18 protein-coding genes and 1 pseudogene are annotated in these 17,365 nt (G+C 39.7%); 16 read left to right on the forward strand and 3 right to left on the reverse strand.

Annotated elements, in window-relative coordinates; genetic code table 11:
- Window positions 1-540, forward strand: coding sequence for an oxidoreductase (locus tag CVS89_RS02605; RefSeq protein ID WP_107848321.1), 540 nt, complete (start codon window positions 1-3; stop codon window positions 538-540).
- Between the two features lie 2 nt (window positions 541-542).
- Here CVS89_RS02605 and CVS89_RS02610 read toward each other — a convergent pair whose 3' ends face one another.
- The gene (locus CVS89_RS02610) at window positions 543-932 is read right to left on the reverse strand and encodes a hypothetical protein (RefSeq protein ID WP_012001374.1); all 390 of its coding nucleotides are present in this window, start codon (window positions 930-932) and stop codon (window positions 543-545) included.
- Between the two features lie 271 nt (window positions 933-1,203).
- On the opposite strand from CVS89_RS02610, the gene argH reads away from it, so the two are divergent.
- The 3 genes and pseudogenes from argH to CVS89_RS10260 all read left to right on the forward strand — a co-directional run bounded on the left by argH (window position 1,204) and on the right by CVS89_RS10260 (window position 3,733).
- Window positions 1,204-2,604 (forward strand): argininosuccinate lyase, encoded by a 1,401-nt coding sequence (gene argH / locus CVS89_RS02615; RefSeq protein WP_107848322.1) that lies wholly within the window; start codon window positions 1,204-1,206, stop codon window positions 2,602-2,604.
- A gap of 457 nt (window positions 2,605-3,061) precedes the next feature.
- A pseudogene (locus CVS89_RS10255) lies at window positions 3,062-3,370 on the forward strand (methyl-accepting chemotaxis protein); the annotation flags it as partial.
- A 54-nt stretch (window positions 3,371-3,424) separates the two neighbouring features.
- Entirely contained in the window at window positions 3,425-3,733 is a 309-nt protein-coding gene (locus tag CVS89_RS10260; RefSeq protein WP_413784172.1) for a CZB domain-containing protein, read from the forward strand.
- Between the two features lie 78 nt (window positions 3,734-3,811).
- Here CVS89_RS10260 and CVS89_RS02625 read toward each other — a convergent pair whose 3' ends face one another.
- Window positions 3,812-4,165 carry a histidine triad nucleotide-binding protein gene (locus CVS89_RS02625; protein WP_107848324.1) on the reverse strand — a complete coding sequence of 118 codons (354 nt, stop codon included), beginning with the start codon at window positions 4,163-4,165 and terminating at the stop codon, window positions 3,812-3,814.
- Window positions 4,166-4,283: 118 nt separating this feature from the next.
- Between CVS89_RS02625 and pheS the strand changes: the two genes are divergently transcribed.
- The 9 genes from pheS (at window position 4,284) to CVS89_RS02670 (ending at window position 14,746) form a co-directional block, all read left to right on the forward strand.
- The gene (gene pheS / locus CVS89_RS02630) at window positions 4,284-5,279 is read left to right on the forward strand and encodes a phenylalanine--tRNA ligase subunit alpha (protein ID WP_021089635.1); all 996 of its coding nucleotides are present in this window, start codon (window positions 4,284-4,286) and stop codon (window positions 5,277-5,279) included.
- Window positions 5,276-7,612 carry a phenylalanine--tRNA ligase subunit beta gene (gene pheT, locus CVS89_RS02635; RefSeq protein ID WP_107848325.1) on the forward strand — a complete coding sequence of 779 codons (2,337 nt, stop codon included), beginning with the start codon at window positions 5,276-5,278 and terminating at the stop codon, window positions 7,610-7,612. The genes pheS and pheT overlap by 4 nt, the downstream gene beginning before the upstream one ends.
- Window positions 7,609-8,895 carry a 3-phosphoshikimate 1-carboxyvinyltransferase gene (gene aroA / locus CVS89_RS02640; protein WP_107848326.1) on the forward strand — a complete coding sequence of 429 codons (1,287 nt, stop codon included), beginning with the start codon at window positions 7,609-7,611 and terminating at the stop codon, window positions 8,893-8,895. Before pheT ends, aroA begins: the two co-directional genes overlap by 4 nt.
- A complete protein-coding gene (locus CVS89_RS02645) occupies window positions 8,876-9,700 on the forward strand; it encodes a 4-hydroxy-3-methylbut-2-enyl diphosphate reductase (protein ID WP_103610811.1) in 825 nt (274 codons plus the stop codon). The genes aroA and CVS89_RS02645 overlap by 20 nt, the downstream gene beginning before the upstream one ends.
- A gap of 80 nt (window positions 9,701-9,780) precedes the next feature.
- On the forward strand, window positions 9,781-11,457 hold the full coding sequence (locus CVS89_RS02650) for a 30S ribosomal protein S1 (RefSeq protein WP_004317168.1): 1,677 nt from the start codon (window positions 9,781-9,783) through the stop codon (window positions 11,455-11,457).
- Window positions 11,458-11,507: 50 nt separating this feature from the next.
- A complete protein-coding gene (locus tag CVS89_RS02655) occupies window positions 11,508-11,945 on the forward strand; it encodes a hypothetical protein (protein ID WP_233091260.1) in 438 nt (145 codons plus the stop codon).
- Entirely contained in the window at window positions 11,939-13,519 is a 1,581-nt protein-coding gene (gene serA, locus CVS89_RS02660) for a phosphoglycerate dehydrogenase (RefSeq protein WP_232527123.1), read from the forward strand. The genes CVS89_RS02655 and serA overlap by 7 nt, the downstream gene beginning before the upstream one ends.
- 21 nt (window positions 13,520-13,540) lie before the next feature.
- Window positions 13,541-14,107 (forward strand): elongation factor P, encoded by a 567-nt coding sequence (efp, locus tag CVS89_RS02665; RefSeq protein WP_004317246.1) that lies wholly within the window; start codon window positions 13,541-13,543, stop codon window positions 14,105-14,107.
- A gap of 24 nt (window positions 14,108-14,131) precedes the next feature.
- Window positions 14,132-14,746, forward strand: a complete 615-nt coding sequence (locus CVS89_RS02670; RefSeq protein WP_107848327.1) for a DUF4304 domain-containing protein — start codon at window positions 14,132-14,134, stop codon at window positions 14,744-14,746.
- A gap of 46 nt (window positions 14,747-14,792) precedes the next feature.
- Here the strand turns inward: CVS89_RS02670 and CVS89_RS02675 are convergent, their stop codons facing one another.
- A complete protein-coding gene (locus CVS89_RS02675) occupies window positions 14,793-15,050 on the reverse strand; it encodes a SelT/SelW/SelH family (seleno)protein (RefSeq protein WP_257639680.1) in 258 nt (85 codons plus the stop codon).
- 81 nt (window positions 15,051-15,131) lie between these two features.
- On the opposite strand from CVS89_RS02675, the gene CVS89_RS02680 reads away from it, so the two are divergent.
- The 3 genes from CVS89_RS02680 to CVS89_RS02690 all read left to right on the forward strand — a co-directional run bounded on the left by CVS89_RS02680 (window position 15,132) and on the right by CVS89_RS02690 (window position 17,027).
- The gene (locus CVS89_RS02680) at window positions 15,132-15,683 is read left to right on the forward strand and encodes a DJ-1 family glyoxalase III (RefSeq protein ID WP_103572090.1); all 552 of its coding nucleotides are present in this window, start codon (window positions 15,132-15,134) and stop codon (window positions 15,681-15,683) included.
- A 224-nt stretch (window positions 15,684-15,907) separates the two neighbouring features.
- Window positions 15,908-16,153, forward strand: coding sequence for an RNA recognition motif domain-containing protein (locus CVS89_RS02685; protein ID WP_009294719.1), 246 nt, complete (start codon window positions 15,908-15,910; stop codon window positions 16,151-16,153).
- Entirely contained in the window at window positions 16,131-17,027 is an 897-nt protein-coding gene (locus CVS89_RS02690) for a glutamate--tRNA ligase family protein (RefSeq protein WP_107848328.1), read from the forward strand. Before CVS89_RS02685 ends, CVS89_RS02690 begins: the two co-directional genes overlap by 23 nt.
- Window positions 17,028-17,365 lie beyond the last annotated feature (338 nt).

Raw genomic sequence — 17,365 nt, forward strand, 5'->3', positions numbered from 1 at the left:
TTGAGACTTGGAGAGCTTTACAGCGTCGTAGCGGCTGCACTTGCTACAAATTTTAACGGTATCTTGGGTGTCTCATCTTTTATGCGTATCAAAAAGACAAATGCGTGGATAACGCAGACAAAGAGCGATGCGAACATAAAAGGAAATGAGCTTTACGCCAAATTTATCAAAGATGAGAGTAGTGCGGCCTTGTGTGATGATTTTGTCATTTTGAAGGCAAAATTTGAAGCAAGCTACTATTTCTCAAGCGCAAAAGATGATTTGGCGCAATTTTACAAGGCTATAAATTTTGAGCCAAAAATGGGTGAGGTTGATAGCATCTCAAATCAGCTCATTTTGATAGCAAATATCTTAAAAAAAGAGGCGACAAAAGAGTCTATGCGACTTCTTGCTGCTTTTAGCCTCTCATTTTTCTTACCTTATGCCGAGCAACTTGCAAAAGAGCTTGAACAAAACGCTAGCAGTAACTTCTATAAGTCAATGGGATACTTTTTAGAGGATTTTTGTTTGGTTTTAAAAACTATTATCGGTAAGGCTTAGTCTTAAGCCTGTACCATTTCTGTCATCTGAGTTTTAATACTTAAAATGTTATTCTGAATGCTTGATTGTTCTAAATTTAGATGATGAAGCATCTGCATAGAATCACGATCTTTCAGGTGCTGGATGCTTGAAATTTGATCAGCTATATCGCTTCTTTGATCTTGTAATTTTTCTAAATTTTTTTGTAACTCTGTGACATCTTCTTTTCTAATAATTGTAGGTTTTTGTCTAACCTCTTCTCTTTGTTCGACATGCACATCATTACTTCTAACGATATCTTTTGTACCATAGCCAGAAGATACTAATATGCTGGTTTTAGCGCTACTTGATGATATAGATGTGTAGCCATTATGATAGAAAACATTTGAGTTCATATTTGCATCTATTTGCATATCGTCCTTCCTTTTTAGTTTATTTCTTTATTTATAACTATATCGGCAATAAATCAAAAAACTTGAAATAGTTTTTAAAAAGTTGCTAGGCGAATTATATTTTAATAACCTTAAATGTAAATTATATATATAACTTTTTTAATACTCTAACATAATTTTTATATTACATTTCTCTTTTTTGATCAAAAAATTTTATTTTTTAAAATGCTTGTAAAAGCCTAGTTAAGCACCATTTTGTTAAAATCACACAAAATTAATCAAAGGCAAAGCTATGAAAAAGGATGAAAACGCACATAAAAAGATGTGGGAGGGCAGATTTAGCGAGGCTAGCTCGAAGTTGCTTGAGGAATTTAACGCTTCTATAAATTTTGATAAAAATCTTTTTGAAGAGGATATCGCTGGCAGTAAGGCGCATGCTAAAATGCTAGGAATTTGCGGAATTTTGAAAAAAGACGAGTCAGAAGCGATTATAAAGGGGCTTGATGAGGTTTTGGCTGAGATAAGAGCTGGTAAATTTGCTTTTAAGATAGAGGATGAGGATATACACATGGCGGTTGAAAAGCGCCTTAGCGAGATCATCGGAGCTGAGCTTGGCGGCAGGCTTCACACAGCTAGAAGCAGAAATGATCAGGTTGCGCTTGATTTTAAATTTTATGTTTTGAAGAAAAATTTAGAAATTTCATCTCTCATCAAAGAGCTCATCGCCACGCTTGCAAATTTGGCCAAAAACCATAAAGATACGCTAATGCCAGGCTACACACACCTTCAGCACGCCCAGCCAGTAAGCCTTAGCTACCATTTGCTAGCCTACGCGTTTATGTTTAAGAGGGATTTTGATCGATTTGTCAGCTCGTATGAGCGAAACAACCTAAGTCCTCTTGGCTCAGCAGCCCTTGCTGGTACGCCGCACAAGATAGATAGAACTATCGTTGCAAGCGAGCTTGGCTTTGCAGGTTGCACTCAAAATGCGATGGATAGCGTGAGCGACCGCGACTTTGCGCTTGAAATTTTATTTAACATTAGCGTTTTTATGACACACGCTTCTAGGTTTTGTGAGGAGCTCATACTTTGGAGCTCGCAGGAATTTGGCTTTGTAAGTATTAGCGACGCTTATAGCACGGGTAGCTCCATCATGCCTCAAAAGAAAAATCCAGACGTCGCTGAACTCATACGCGGCAAAACTGGGCGTGTAAATGGAAATTTAGTAGCGCTGCTAACTACGATGAAGGGCTTGCCACTTGCTTATAATAAAGATATGCAAGAAGATAAAGAGGGCGTTTTTGATAGTGTTGCGACCATTTTAAGCTCGGCTACTATCCTAAATGAGATGATAAAAACGGCTAAATTTAATGAAAAAAATATGTTAAAAGCGACAAAAACAGGGCATCTAAGTGCAACTGATCTAGCGGACTACTTAGTGCGTGAGAAAAATATCCCATTTAGAACGGCACATTTTATCACCGGTAAAGCTGTGGCAAAGGCTGAAAGCTTGGGACTTGATCTAAGTGAGCTAAACAAAGAGCAGCTAAAAAGTGTCGATGAAAATTTAGATGAAAATGTCATCAAATTTCTAGATCTGCACGCTTCAAAAGAGGCCCGCACTTCAAAAGGTGGCACGGCAAATAAAAGTGTTGAAGAGCAAATTCAAATTTTAGACGACTGGCTTAAGTAAAAAGAGTTATAATTACGCAAAATTTACAAATTTTAAAGGATGAAAAATGTTTTTTGACAGCAAAAATAGAGAGCTTGGTAGTAAAAATGAAGCTTTAGAGAGAGAAAATGAAGCTTTAAAGGCTGAGATTTTAGCACTTAAAAATGAGCTAAAAAATGCCAAAACTTGCGAGCCAAAAGAGCAAGCTAAGGATAAGCAAGAGGCTGTAAATTTGCTGCTTACTAGCTATCAAGATGGTATGAATTTCTTACAATCAACCATCGAAGAAAACCTAAAAATGCTTGAAAATATAAACCATTTAAATGAAAAAACCTTCAAAGAAACAGGCGAGCTAAAGTCTCAAACGGCTGAAATTTTAAGCTCGATCGAGCAAGTAAGCCAGATGAGCGGCGATCTCTCAAACGACGCCTCTTCGCTTGATGGAAGCGTAAATTCTATCGTTGAGATCATAAATCTCATAAAAGATATCTCAGATCAGACAAATTTGCTAGCGCTAAATGCTGCTATCGAGGCGGCTCGTGCGGGTGAGCATGGACGAGGCTTTGCAGTCGTTGCAGATGAGGTTAGAAAGCTTGCAGAGCGCACGCAAAAGGCTACACTTGAGGTTGAAGTAAATATAAATGGCCTTAAGCAAAGTGCAAACACAATGATCGAAATGAGCGAGAATTTCTCTAAAATTTCAGCAAATGCGATGCAAATTTTAGGCGGCTTTGAGGGCAACATCTCAAGCGTAAATGCAAACACGCAAAACATCCTAAATCAAGCCCTAAACGTAACAAACGAGGTCAATGTAAGTAACGGCAAGATAGATCACATCAACATGAAGCTAAATGGCTACCGAGGCGTCTTGCTTGGCGAGATAAATAAAATTCAAAGTGTGCATGAGTGTAGATTTGGCAAGTGGTATGAAAAAGATGTGAAAAATACCATCATCAAAGATCCAAGAACCCTCTCAAGCATAGCTGCGCACCACGAAAATGTTCATCACGGACTAGATAAGGCTATGGCGATTTTTGCTGACAAAGATAAGGGGTATTTAGCAGGTGTCGAGATACTAAAGGACGTCGAGCACTCAAGTAAAGCAGGCTTTGAAGAGCTACTTGAAGCGGTAAAAGCTGCTAGGAAATAAATTTATTTAATTTTAGATGTTTTAAAAAGTAAAAATTTGAAGTGAAATTTAGACTCAAAAAGAGTCTAAATTTTATTTTTAAAATGTGCTTTGTGGATCAGCTACGCCTTCGCTCCAGCCAAGTTTTGCGCCAGCAAGCAGGTGAAAGTGTAGGTGCATAACCTCTTGACCGCCGTTTTCGCCGCAGTTTGTTATGAGGCGGTAACCGCTCTTATCAACGCCCATTAAGCTCGCCACTTCTTGGATAAATTTAGTCATCTCACCCATCAAAACTGGATCCATCTCTTGGAAGTTTTTGTAGTGTTTTTTAGGGATGATGAGGATGTGGATCGGCGCTTTTGGGTTGATGTCGTTAAAAGCTAGAAAGTTCTCGCTTTCAAGCACTTTGTTACAAGGAATTTCACCAGCAACGATCTTTTCAAATATGGTCATTTTAGCTCCTTTGAAAGTTTGAGAAATTATATCAAAGTGTGCTTAAATTTCGCGCTTTTTATCTTGATTTTAACTCTTTTTCTATAAAATCGATGCAAAAATTCATAAAGGTAAAAAATTGCAAGATTTCATTAATAAAATCAAAAATGAAATTTCAACTCTTGATGATCTGGAGAAGGTCAGGGTAGAAATTTTTGGCAAAAAGGGTATCTTGGCGCAAGGCTTTGCAAAGCTAAAAGAGCTTGGCGAGGATGAGAAAAAGGAATTTGCAGCAAATTTAAACAAGCAAAGAGATGAGCTAAGCGCGCTTATAGAAGCTAAAAAGGCCGAGCTTAGCGAGCAAGAGATAGATAGTAAGATGAAAAAAGAGGCCGCTGATATCACGCTCTTTAACGAGCCTGTCGCTAGCGGGGCGCTGCACCCTGTGATGGCCACGATGGATAAGATAATTGAGTACTTTTTAGCTCTAAATTTCTCGCTCGAGACTGGGCCGCTTATAGAAGATGATTTTCACAACTTTGAGGCGCTAAATTTACCAAAATACCACCCAGCAAGGGATATGCAAGATACATTTTACCTAGATGATTTTAGACTTTTAAGGACGCATACGAGCCCAGTTCAGGTGCGAACTATGTTAAATCAAAAGCCACCTATCCGCATGATAGCGCCAGGCACGGTCTTTAGACGTGATATGGACTTAACGCATACACCGATGTTTCACCAGGTTGAGGGCCTTGTAGTGGAGGATGATGAGAAAGTTAGCTTTGCAAATTTAAAATCAATGCTTGAAGGCTTTTTAAAGCACATGTTTGGCGACGTTGAAGTGCGTTTTCGCCCTAGCTTCTTTCCATTTACGGAGCCTAGCGCAGAGGTTGATATTAGTTGTATATTCTGCCATGGCAAGGGCTGCAGGGTGTGCAAGCAGACTACTTGGCTTGAGGTGCTTGGATGCGGCGTTGTTGATCCAAATGTATTTAAGGCGGTTGGCTATAAAAATGTAAGTGGATATGCCTTTGGCCTTGGCGTTGAGAGATTTGCGATGTTGCTTCATAGAGTGCCTGATCTAAGGTCACTTTTTGAGGGAGATTTAAGATTGTTGGAGCAGTTTAAATGATAATTTCAAAGCATTGGTTAAACGAGTGGGTCGACCTTAGCGAGGTTAGCGGCGAGACACTTTCAAAGACATTAAATTCAATCGGTTTAGAAGTTGATAGCTATAAAGAGATAAATTTACCAAAGAGCATCGTAGTTGGCTACGTAAAAAGTAGAGAAAAGCACCCAGACGCCGATAAGCTAAGCGTTTGTCAAGTAGACGTTGGCAGCGAAACGCTTCAGATAGTGTGTGGGGCTAAAAACGTCGAGGCTGGTCAGTTTGTGCCAGTTGCGCTCATTGGCACGACGATGCCAAATGGTCTTGAGATCAAAAAGGCAAAGCTAAGAGGTATCGAGTCATGCGGCATGATCTGCTCTTCAACTGAGCTAGGGCTACCTAAGACAAATGACGGCATCTTGCCACTTGATGAGAGTATCGGCAAGCTAAAACTTGGCACAAGTCTTGGCGAATTTGAAGCGTTTAAAGATGTGATCATCGAGGTTGATGTCACAGCAAACAGAGGCGACTGCCAAAATTTACACGGCATCGCAAGAGAAATTTGCACCGCGCTTGATCTAAATATGAAAGATAGCCACGAAAATGAAGATAGCGAAAATTTACTAGGCATCGGCAGGATCGCATCTGTGCGAACCGAAGATAAGGTAAATGGCTCGTTTTTGTATAAGGCATTTGAGCTAAAAAGTGGGCTAAATGAAAATTTATTAACTCGCTTGCGCCTAGCTCTCATCGAATGCCAAAAGACAAATTTAGTAGAAAGACTGCTTGAGTACGCGACATTTTGCACTGGCGTCTTGTTTAGAGCTTATGATCACGCTAAGCTTGTGGGCGAGGGTGAAAAAGCAGTTTTTGACATCAAAAATGGCGAAAATGGCGAGTGCGTGGTCTTTTGTGAGGATAAAAATTTAGGCGTTGCTGGAATTTACCAAAGCGATGAGGCTAGGGTAGATGAGGGCTCAAAGGTGATCTTGGTAGAGGCTAGCTACGTAAAACCAGATGTTGTCTCAAAGGCCATTTTTGAAAATAAAAATTTACCAAAAGGTGATCAAGTTTATCGCTCAAGCCGTGGTAGCGAGCCAAATTTAGCTTATGGGGCGGACTATCTTTTCAAAAAACTAGCTGGCTTTAAAGATAGCTTAAGTCTTTTTGCTGGCTCACAGCAATCACTTCTAAACACCGAGCCTATCACGCTTAGTATCTCGCTTGGCGAGCTTAAAAATATGATAGGGCAAGAGGTTGCTAGAAACGATGTCGTTAAAATTTTAAAGAAACTTGGCTTTGAGATCGCGGTAAATGTCGAGCAAGAGAGCTTTAACGTAAAAGTGCCGTTATTTCGTCATGATATCGTAAATTCGCATGATATCTGCGAGGAGATCGTGAGGATAATAGGCATCGACAATATCGCCTCAACGCCGTTAAATTTCTCTGAGAAAAATAGGCTAAATAAGACATATTTTGACTATAAAAATGCTTTAAATTTAAGGCGCCGTGCAGCTAATAATGGCTTTTTTGAAAGCGTACACTACGTATTTGACAGCCTTGATGAGTTAAGTGAGCTAAATTTCAAGCCTTGCAAGATAAAGATACTAAATCCTATAAACAACGAGCTAAACACGCTTAGACCAGCACTTGTAAACCACCTTCTAAGCTCGAGCGAGAAAAATATCAAAAACTCAAAACGCTCAGTTAGGCTTTTTGAGCTTGGCGAAGTCTTTGACGAAAATGCAAATCAAGGCTTAAATTTAGGCTTTGTCGTATCAGGTCTCTTAAAAGAGCCAACACTCATAAACGGCGCAAAGGGTGAAGAGGCAAATTTCTACGCATTTGCAGCGATGGTGCAAAATGTCATAGGTAAATTTGAGCTAAAACCTTGCCGCGAAATATCGTATCTTAGCCCATACGAGCAGGCACACATCTATCAAAATGGCGAAAAGATCGGCTATATCGGCAGAGTCGATGCAAGAGTAGAGGTAAAAAGGGATCTGCCTAAAACTTATGTTTGTGAGATTGATTTTGCAAAGCTTAAATTTGAGCCGGTCTTAGCAGTGCCATACTCAAAATTTCAAAGCACGACAAGAGATCTTAGCCTCATCGTGCCTGAAAATTTCGAGGCAGGACGAATTTATGAGTGCATAAGAGGGCTAAATTTAAAAGAGCTAAAAGAGTTCTTGCCGGTTGATATCTATAAAGATGCGAAACTAAACGGCGCGATCAGTCTTAGCCTTAAATTTACATTTCAAGATATGGAAAAAACGCTCGAAGATGACGATATAAACGCGCTTATGGATAAAATTTTAAGCGAGCTAAAAGAGAAACTAAATATCGGAATAAGATGAGAATTTATCCACTAGAAAAAAGTCTAAATTTAACCATCGATGACATCGCAGCTGACAAGTCTATCTCGCATAGATGCGCGATGTTTTCGCTTTTAAGTGACAAGCCATCTCGCGTTAGAAACTACCTAAGAGCAGGCGACACGCTAAATACCTTAAAAATAGTCGAGCTCTTAGGCGCAAAGATCGAAGATAACGACGCTGAAATAACGATCACTCCGCCACAAAAGATAAAAGAGCCAAATGAAATTTTGGAGTGTGGCAACTCAGGCACAGCGATGAGGCTTTTTATGGGACTATTAGCCGCACAGGACGGCTTTTTTGTGCTAAGTGGCGATAAATATTTAAATTCTCGCCCGATGGCAAGGATAGCAAAGCCTCTAAATGAGATGGGGGCAAAGATAGATGGTGCAAACGATGCAAACAACGCTCCTATTTGCATAAGAGGGGCTAAATTTAAGAAATTTAGCTTTGAGAGTAAGATCGCCTCAGCTCAGGTAAAAAGCGCGCTTTTGCTGGCGGCTCTTTACTCAAATGGCTGCAAATTTAGCGAGCCAGAGCTAAGCAGAGACCACAGCGAGCGCATGTTAGCTGGTATGGGAGCTGATATAAAGCGAGATGGCTTAAAGATCACTCTAGAGCCTATGAAATCGCCACTTTCGCCACTTGATATAGACGTGCCAAATGACCCAAGCTCGGCATTTTTCTTTGCGGTTGCGGCTTTAATTATCCCAAATTCGCATATTGTTTTAAAAAATATCTTGCTAAATAAAACTCGCATCGAAGCTTACAGAGTTTTAGAAAAAATGGGCGCTGAGATAAAATTTCACAAAACCTCAAGCAAATACGAAGATATCGGCGATATTGAGGTTAGATACTCGCCAAATTTAAAAGGCGTAGAAGTTAGCGAAAATATCTCATGGCTCATCGATGAAGCCCCAGCTTTAGCCATCGCATTTGCCTGCGCCAAGGGCCAAAGCAAGCTAACAAACGCAAAAGAGCTTCGCGTAAAAGAGAGCGACAGGATAGCTGTCACGATAAATGCACTAAAGCAGTGCGGTGTCGATGCTATCGAGCTTGAAGATGGTTTTATCATAAATGGCTCTGAGGCTAAATTTGCCACGATAGATAGCCACGGAGATCACAGGATCGCCATGAGCTTTGCCATACTTGGACTAAAATGTGGTATGCAGATAGAAAAGAGCGAATTTATCGCCACTTCGTTTCCAAATTTTGCTGAAATTTTAAAGAAAATGGGAGCTAGAGTTGAAGATCGAGCTTGCTAGTAGTTATGGATTTTGCTTTGGCGTAAAAAGGGCGATAAAGATAGCTGAAAATGCTGGAGATGCCGCAACTATCGGCCCGCTCATACATAATAACGAAGAGATAAACAGGCTAGAGAAAAACTACAATGTAAAGACGCTTGAGGGTATAGATGAGCTAAAAGATGAGAAAAAGGCGATCATCCGCACTCATGGCATCACTAAAAACGACCTTGCAGAGCTAAAAAAGACCGATATAAAAGTGATCGACGCAACTTGTCCATTTGTGACAAAGCCACAACAAATTTGCGAAAAAATGAGCGAAGAGGGCTACGATGTGGTGATCTTTGGCGACATGCATCACCCAGAGGTAAAAGGGGTGAAGTCGTATGCCAAGGGTAATGTCTATGTCGTGCTTGAAGAGAGCGAGCTAGAGGGCGTTAAATTTAAGCAAAAGGTCGCGCTTGTTAGCCAAACTACTAGAAAAGTTGAGAAATTTATGCAGATCGCAAACTATCTCATGCTTCATGTAAAAGAGCTGCGCGTTTTTAACACGATCTGCAACGCGACATTTGAAAACCAAGAGGCTGCTAAAAATTTAGCAAAAAGAGCTGACGTGATGATAATCATCGGCGGAAAAAACAGCTCAAACACAAAGCAACTCTACCTAATATCTAAAAATTTCTGCGAAGATAGCTATCTAATAGAAAGCGAAGAAGAACTTGAGGGATCATGGTTTGATGGCAAAAATTTGTGTGGTATAAGTGCGGGTGCTAGCACACCTGACTGGATCATACAAAAAGTCGTTGACAGAATCAAAAAAGTATAAAATTTATCCTAGCTAAAGCCACAATTAACTATAATAAGCCAATTTGCCTCTACTGGCATAATAAAATTTAAAGGATCAAGATGGCTGTGAACAAAAGTGTTCAATTAGGAAAAGCAAAAGACGAAGATATCGAAGATATCGATTTTGCTGCGATGTTAGAGGAGTCTTTTAAAAAGACTGAAGAAGATAGTGACGCAAAGATCGTCAGTATCAATGGCGATGAGGTTTTAATCGACGTTGGCAAGAAGTCAGAAGGCATTTTAAATGTTTCTGAGATCACTGACGCAAACGGCAACCTGACGCATAAAGTTGGCGATACGATCAAAGTTGTAATAACTGGATCAAGAAATGGAAGACCTATAGTGTCGCACAAAAAAGCACTTAGAAAAGAGAAAGTTAAAGCTTTCATCGAAGCTTACGATCCTGAAAATTCTGGCGAAATCGACGTAAAAGTAGTTGGAAAAAATAAAGGTGGTTTTATCACTCAAGACGCAAATGGCGTAGAATTTTTCTTACCAAGAACGCACAGCGGATTTAAAAACGCTGAGGGCGTAGTTGGAAAATCATACAAAGTAAGAGTTATAAAAGTTGATAAAGAAGAGAACAGCATCGTTGTCTCAAGAAAGAAAATTTTAGATGACGACCGCAAAAAACGCAAAGAAGCTCTATCAAACATAGTAGAAAACGATAGCGTTATAGAGGGCACAGTTAAGAAAATCACAACTTATGGTATGTTTGTTGATGTTGGCGGTGTAGACGGACTTGTCCACTACAGCGAGATAAGCTATAAAGGCCCAGTAAATCCTAGCTCTTTATACAAAGAAGGCGATAAAGTTTTAGTTAAAGTTATCAGCTATGACAACGAAAAACGCCATCTATCTCTATCTATCAAGGCTGCTACTCCAGATCCTTGGGAAGAGATCATAAATGATGGTCTAGAAGTTGGCGACACTATAAAAGTAACAGTTAGCAATATCGAGCCTTATGGCGCATTTGTCGATCTTGGAAATGATATTGAAGGATTTTTACATATATCTGAAATTTCATGGGACAAAAATATCAAAAATCCAAAAGATCACATCAGCGAAGGTCAAGAGATCGATGTTGAGGTTATCGAAATAGACGCAAAAGGACACCGCTTAAGAGTGAGCCTTAAAAATTTACTTCCAAAGCCATTTGATGAATTTAAAGCTAAATTCAAAGAGGGCGACGTAGTAAAAGGCGTTGTGACAACTATCACAAATTTTGGCGCATTTGTTAGAGTAGGCTGCGTTGAGGGCTTGCTACACAACGAAGATGCATCTTGGGATAGAAATGACAAGTGCAAAGATATGTTTAAAGCTGGCGACGAACTTGAAGTAAAGATCATCAAAATCGACAGCGCTGAGCAAAAAATTTCTCTAAGCCTAAAAGATCTAAAACAAAGCCCAGTTCAAGCATTTGCTAATAAATTTAGTGTAGGCGACATCGTAAAAGGAACGATCCGTGACATTAAAGACTTTGGCGTGTTTGTTGAGCTTGGCGATAATGTCGATGCGTTAATCCGCAAAGAAGATCTAGGTAGCGTAGATGCTAGCACGCTAAAGATCGGCGATGAGATCGAAGCTGCTATAGCATTTATCGATGAGAAGAAAAATAGAATTCGCCTAAGTATACGCCGTTTAGCAAAACAAAAAGAGCGTGAAGTGTTAAATGAGATCAACGACAACGATGATAAAGTAACACTTGGCGACATCATAAAAGAACAATTACGCTAGTATAAATGGGCAGACGCACGCTTTTATTAGTAGTTGTTCTGCTCTTTGTGATGTTAGGTTTGGTTGGAGTTTATCTTGTTAAATTTGCAAGTGTAAATTTCAGCCAAACTACTGAAAGAAATATTACAAGTGAGCAAAATATAACCAAAAGCACAGCCGGCAGTGAAAACTGGATCAACGAGCTGGCAACTATTAAGAAAAAAGATTACGTATTGCCCGTAAATGAAATTTTTATAGAATACAACCGACCTAAGATAGAAAAGCCAAAGATCACAGCATACGAACTTATGATAGATAAAAACGACATCTACTCTATGTTCTGCTTGATGCAGACTTTGCGAAATAGCGAGGTTGATTTTACTGTAGTAAGAGATGGCACTAAGAGCCAGATCTTTTTAAATACCCAAGACTCAAGGCTTTTGCAAAATATCATTTTGCAGCTAAGAGTTTACGATATCCACTCAAGTGTGAGAGAGGTAAAATTATGAAAACTATCATTGTTTGCGATGCGATACACCCAGTAGGTTTTGAACTTTTAAAAAAAGAACAAGATATAAATGTAATAGACGCAGTTAATACCCCAAAAGGCGAGCTTTTAAAAATTTTAGGCGAGGCTGATGTAGCGATCACTAGAAGCTCGACTGAGGTAAATGAGGCGTTTTTAGAAGCTGGTAAGAAGCTAAAAGCTATCGTTAGAGCCGGTGTTGGCGTGGATAACGTTGATATAGATGGCTGTTCAAGAAGAGGCATCATCGCCATGAACGTCCCGACTGCAAATACTATCGCAGCAGTTGAGCTAACTATGGCGCACATGCTAGCGGCTGCAAGATCACTTGAATACGCTCACAACGATCTAAAACTAGATAGAATTTGGAAACGCGAGAAGTGGTATGGAGTTGAGCTTTTTAAGAAAAAGCTAGGTGTGATCGGTTTTGGTAACATCGGCTCAAGAGTAGCAGCTCGCGCAAAAGCTTTTGGCATGGACATCATCGCATACGATCCATATATCGATCCATCTAAAGTTATCGATATGGGCGGCACATATACTAAAAATTTTGATGACATCTTGGCATGCGACTTCATCACGATCCACACTCCAAAGACCAAAGAGACAACCGATATGATCGGCACTAAAGAGATAGCAAAGATGAAAGATGGCGTAAGGCTTATAAACTGCGCTAGAGGCGGTCTTTATAACGAAGAGGCACTTTATGAAGGGCTAAAAAGCGGCAAGATAGCATTTGCTGGTATTGATGTTTTTACAAAAGAGCCAGCGACAAGCCATCCGCTTCTTGATCTAAATAATGTAAGCGTCACACCGCATCTTGGGGCAAATACCCTTGAGTCGCAGCGAAATATCGCAGTTGAGGCGGTTGAGCAGGCTATCTTGGCAGCACGAGGTATAAGCTATCCAAATGCTTTAAATTTACCTATCAAAACAGAAGATCTACCGCCGTTTGTTGAGCCTTATATTGATCTTACAAGCAAGATGGCATTTCTTGCAGCTCAGATAAACAAAAGCGCCATCAAGGCTATCCGTATAGAGACTCACGGGCAGATTGGCGAGTATGCAAATTCAATGCTAACTTTTGCGATCGTGGGCGCTTTAAAAGAGAGTCTTGGCGATGCGATAAACTACGTAAATGCTAAATTTTTATGCGACGAAAAAGGCATAACTACCGAAACTAGCACAGGTGGAGATAGCATCTTTAAAAACAAGATCACAGTTCGTCTTACGACTGAAAACGGCATCGTAAGCGTTGGCGGCACGGTCTTTGGTGAAAATCAACAACGCATAGTAACCGTCAATGGCTTTAAGACTGACTTCAAGCCAAAAGGCAAGATGATCATCTTTAAAAACCACGACGTACCAGGTGTTATCGCTCAGATCAGTAAAATTTTAGCTGACGAGAAGATAAACATCGCAGACTTCCGTCTTGGTAGAGATGAGCACGGCATGGCGCTTGCGGTCATCTTGGTTGATGAACATATAAAAACAGAAACGCTAGAGAGATTAAACGCACTTGAAGCTTGTGTTTGGGCTCAATACGCAGTTATATAACAAATTACGAAAGGATAAAAAATGGCTTCATATTCAATGGGCGATCTAAAAAAGGGACTAAAGATCGAGATCGACGGCGTTCCTTATAAAATCGTAGAATATCAACACGTTAAACCGGGCAAGGGTGCAGCTTTTGTTCGTGCAAAGATCAAATCTTTTGTCGATGGAAAGGTTCTTGAAAAGACTTTTCACGCAGGTGACAAGTGTGAGCAGCCGCATCTTGAAGAAAAAGAGATGCAGTATCTCTATGATGATGGTGAGTTTTGCCAGTTTATGGATACGACTACTTACGAGCAAGTTGCGATCAGCGACGAGGACGTGGGTGATGTTAAAAAATGGATGATCGATGGCATGATGGTTGAAATTTTATTTCACAACGGCAACGCAATCGGCGTAGAAGTGCCACAAGTAGTCGAGCTCAAGATAGTTGAAACTCCACCAAATTTCAAGGGCGATACACAAGGCGGCAAAAAGCCAGCTACTCTTGAGAGTGGCGCGGTAGTTCAGATACCATTTCACGTACTAGAAGGCGAGGTCATCCGCGTTGATACCGTTCGTGGCGAGTACATCGAGCGCGCAAATAAATAACCATGCATCTGGCACGTTAAATTTATGAAAGAGAAATTTGACGAGCTTATTGCTCTGCTAAAGCCGCTATTTAAGGATAATGGCTTTAGCAAGAGCGCTTTAAATTTCTACAAAAATATTCCAAATTTTATCTATATTGTAAATTTTCAAAAAAGTAGTGGCAATAGCTCAGAGCGCACGAGATTTTATATAAATTGCGGCATTTATGCTCCTTTTATAGAGGCTACTCTTGGCAAAGAAGCGCTTAGCAAGCCAAAAGAGTATGAGTGCCACTTTAGAGCTAGAGTGCATGAAATCACTCGCACATCTGCTGCATACTACGAGCTAGAGCCAGATAGTGACGTGGCTAAAATTTATGAAAATGTGGCAAACGACCTTGGCTTTGTTTTTAAATTTTTTGAGCAAAATAGCTCTGAAGCAAAAAATTTAATAGAGCTAATGCTTGAACAAAATGGCTTAGCCGCGATAAATCAGCTCTACGAATATCTTTTGATAAAGGATAAAAGTGAAATTTTAGTCTCACATGCTAAAAAGCTCTATGCAAAGCATGGCAGTGAAGCAAGATGGGGCAAATTTCAAAAGCAGATAAACGAGCTACTTAGAAAATATAAAAAAGATGAGATAAATTTTAAAGAGTAAATTTGAGACAAAAGAACGAGGCAGTTGCCTGCCCCGCTAGTTAGCATTAAGCCGACTTTTCTTTGAGATATTTGTTTATAAGAGTTGTGATCTCTTCGCCGTGTGGGAACCTTGACTCATCGTTTCCAATGCGATCTTTTTTAGAAAAGATAACGTTTCCATCAACCTCGACGATGAAATTTCCACCATCTCCTACAACCAACTCGACTCTTGCATCACTAAAGTTCGCTTTTATTTCATCTTCTACACGAGAAGCTACCGGACGATAGTTTCAAGAGTTGCAGTAAATAATTTTTACTTGCATGCTCTGTCCTTTCTTGTGAAATAAGTTTTGATTATATAAAATTTATCCTAACAAACAGATAACACGAGAAAGGACGATTTTATGAAAAAGGTAGCCGTAATCCTAGCTGATGGTTTTGAGGAGATCGAGGCGCTAACCTCCGTCGATGTTTTACGCAGAGCAGGCGCGATAGCATCTATCGCTAGCTTGAAGGACGCGCAGATCAGAGGTGCTCACAATATAAATGTAAAAGCTGATGTCACACTTCGTGAGGTGGAGGAGCTAGGCTATGATGCGATCGTGCTTCCAGGAGGTCTGCCTGGTGCAGAAAATCTTGCAAATGACGCTAAGCTAAGAGAAATTTTGCAAGAATTTGACAAAAAAGGTAAGCTAATTTGTGCTATTTGTGCCGCTCCTATGGTGCTTGAGCGAGCTCGTGTGCTTAAAGAGCATTTTGTCTGCTATCCTGGATTTGAAGAGAACGTAAGAAGCGACAAAAGAGGCTACGTGAGCGATAAAAACGTGCTAAAAGATCAAAACATCATCACTGGCAAGGGACCTGCTTTTTCTATGGAATTTGCACTTTTTATAGTGAAAAATTTGCTTGGCGAAGAGGCTTACCATAAAGTAAAAAATGATTTACTTTATAAATAGTTTATAAAAAAATTGTAATTTTTTATTTAATTATTCTACTTAAACTTAAGGATAAATTTTGTTTATTGATAGATATTATAATGCCTTGCTGTTGCGATTTGTTGCATTTAAGGATATTTTTTAAAAATTTGTAATATTTTTCTTGGTTTTTACATCTTTTTGACGGAAATAAGCTATTATTTCTCTAATCGATCAGATCGATAATTTTTTTAAGGAACACTCCTGTGAACATTTATGTAGGAAATTTGTCGTATAGAACGACAGAGGCAGAGTTGAAGGAAGCTTTTGCACAATTTGGTGAAGTAAGGCGCGCAAAAATCGTAAAAGATAGAGAGACAGACCGCTCAAAGGGCTTTGGCTTTGTTGAAATGGACGACGCGAACGAGGGCCAAAAGGCGATCGACGCACTAAATGAAAAAGAACTTGGCGGACGCACTTTAAGAGTAAATGAGGCTAGACCAAGGGATTAATGACTATTTGCCACCATCTGGTGGCATAGTCTCTCGCATAGCTCCGACGCCAAGCGGCTATCTACACGCTGGCAACGCCTACAACTTCATCTTGACTTATCTTCTGACGCGCTCACTGGGCGGCGTTTTGCACTTAAGGATTGATGATTATGACCTTGGCAGATACCGGCGCGAATTTGTTCAAAATATCTTTGACATGTTAGAATTTCTGGGGCTAGATTACGACAAAGGTGCTAAAAACGTTAGCGACTTTGAGCAAAATTTTAGCTTCAAAACAAGAGCCAAAAGATATGAAAACGCACTTGAAAAGCTAGATAAAATTTACATTTGTGAATGCACAAGAGCTACCAAAGATGCCTATGAAAACGGCATTTACACTAAAATTTGCAAAGATAAAAAGCTAAATTTTACAAAAGATAAAACCGCTATCAGGCTAAGTGTCGATGAAAATGACGAGCTTGGCAGGCAAGTGGCAGCGCAGATGGGTGATTTTGTCATTTATAAAAAGGATTTTACTCCAGCTTACAACTTTGCAAGCGTCATTGACGATGAGGATATGGGGGTAAATTTGGTCGTTAGAGGCGAGGACTTGCTACCTTGTACGCTAGCTCAAAGATACCTTGCAAAAAGGCTAAATTTTAGCTTTTTAAATGCTAAATTTATCCACCACAAGCTACTTTTAGACGGAGCCAAAAAGCTTTCTAAAAGCTCCAAGTCACCACCTATTGATCTAAGCCAAAATCCTAAAATTTATTACAAAATGTTAGCAAACGATCTTGGACTAAATTTAAACTCATCGGATAAAATTTCAAACCTTTTGTATGAATTTAAGTTCAAAAATATGGCCGAGAAGCTGATGGGCTCTAAAATTTGATAAAAATTTAAAAAAAGCTTGAATTTTTGGCATAAATAGCATGTAGTGCGAAGCACTGAAACATGCCACCTTGAACGTGTGAGGGGATTGGGGGATATAAAGGGAGATAAGGGGACGGCTTCGTAATTCAAGTCCCCTTGTCTCCCTTTTGATAAATTTATATCGCAGAGCAAATTTTAAAATTCCACTCACTCGCAAGAATTGACTACCAAAATTTAGCTTCGCTTACCGCTTAGCTCAAATTTTAGAGCTGAAATTACTCGCTCATGAAATTTTAAAATTTGCTCGAGCCTCTTTGTTATAAAACGAACGCAGCGTGACAGCTTAACCATGCGCTT

It is taken from the genome of Campylobacter concisus (assembly GCF_003048615.2).
In the GTDB taxonomy this organism is placed as follows: Bacteria; Campylobacterota; Campylobacteria; order Campylobacterales; family Campylobacteraceae; genus Campylobacter_A; species Campylobacter_A concisus_C.

Coding starts and splice junctions, on each gene's coding strand:
- CVS89_RS02670 (WP_107848327.1), top strand. CDS start 14,132: ATGAAAGAGAAATTTGACGAGCTTATTGCTCTGCTAAAGCCGCTATTT.
- argH (WP_107848322.1), top strand. CDS start 1,204: ATGAAAAAGGATGAAAACGCACATAAAAAGATGTGGGAGGGCAGATTT.
- pheT (WP_107848325.1), top strand. CDS start 5,276: ATGATAATTTCAAAGCATTGGTTAAACGAGTGGGTCGACCTTAGCGAG.
- CVS89_RS02680 (WP_103572090.1), top strand. CDS start 15,132: ATGAAAAAGGTAGCCGTAATCCTAGCTGATGGTTTTGAGGAGATCGAG.
- CVS89_RS02690 (WP_107848328.1), top strand. CDS start 16,131: ATGAGGCTAGACCAAGGGATTAATGACTATTTGCCACCATCTGGTGGC.
- efp (WP_004317246.1), top strand. CDS start 13,541: ATGGCTTCATATTCAATGGGCGATCTAAAAAAGGGACTAAAGATCGAG.
- CVS89_RS02655 (WP_233091260.1), top strand. CDS start 11,508: ATGTTAGGTTTGGTTGGAGTTTATCTTGTTAAATTTGCAAGTGTAAAT.
- CVS89_RS02625 (WP_107848324.1), bottom strand. CDS start 4,165: ATGACCATATTTGAAAAGATCGTTGCTGGTGAAATTCCTTGTAACAAA.
- CVS89_RS02610 (WP_012001374.1), bottom strand. CDS start 932: ATGCAAATAGATGCAAATATGAACTCAAATGTTTTCTATCATAATGGC.
- aroA (WP_107848326.1), top strand. CDS start 7,609: ATGAGAATTTATCCACTAGAAAAAAGTCTAAATTTAACCATCGATGAC.
- CVS89_RS10260 (WP_413784172.1), top strand. CDS start 3,425: ATGAAGCTAAATGGCTACCGAGGCGTCTTGCTTGGCGAGATAAATAAA.
- CVS89_RS02650 (WP_004317168.1), top strand. CDS start 9,781: ATGGCTGTGAACAAAAGTGTTCAATTAGGAAAAGCAAAAGACGAAGAT.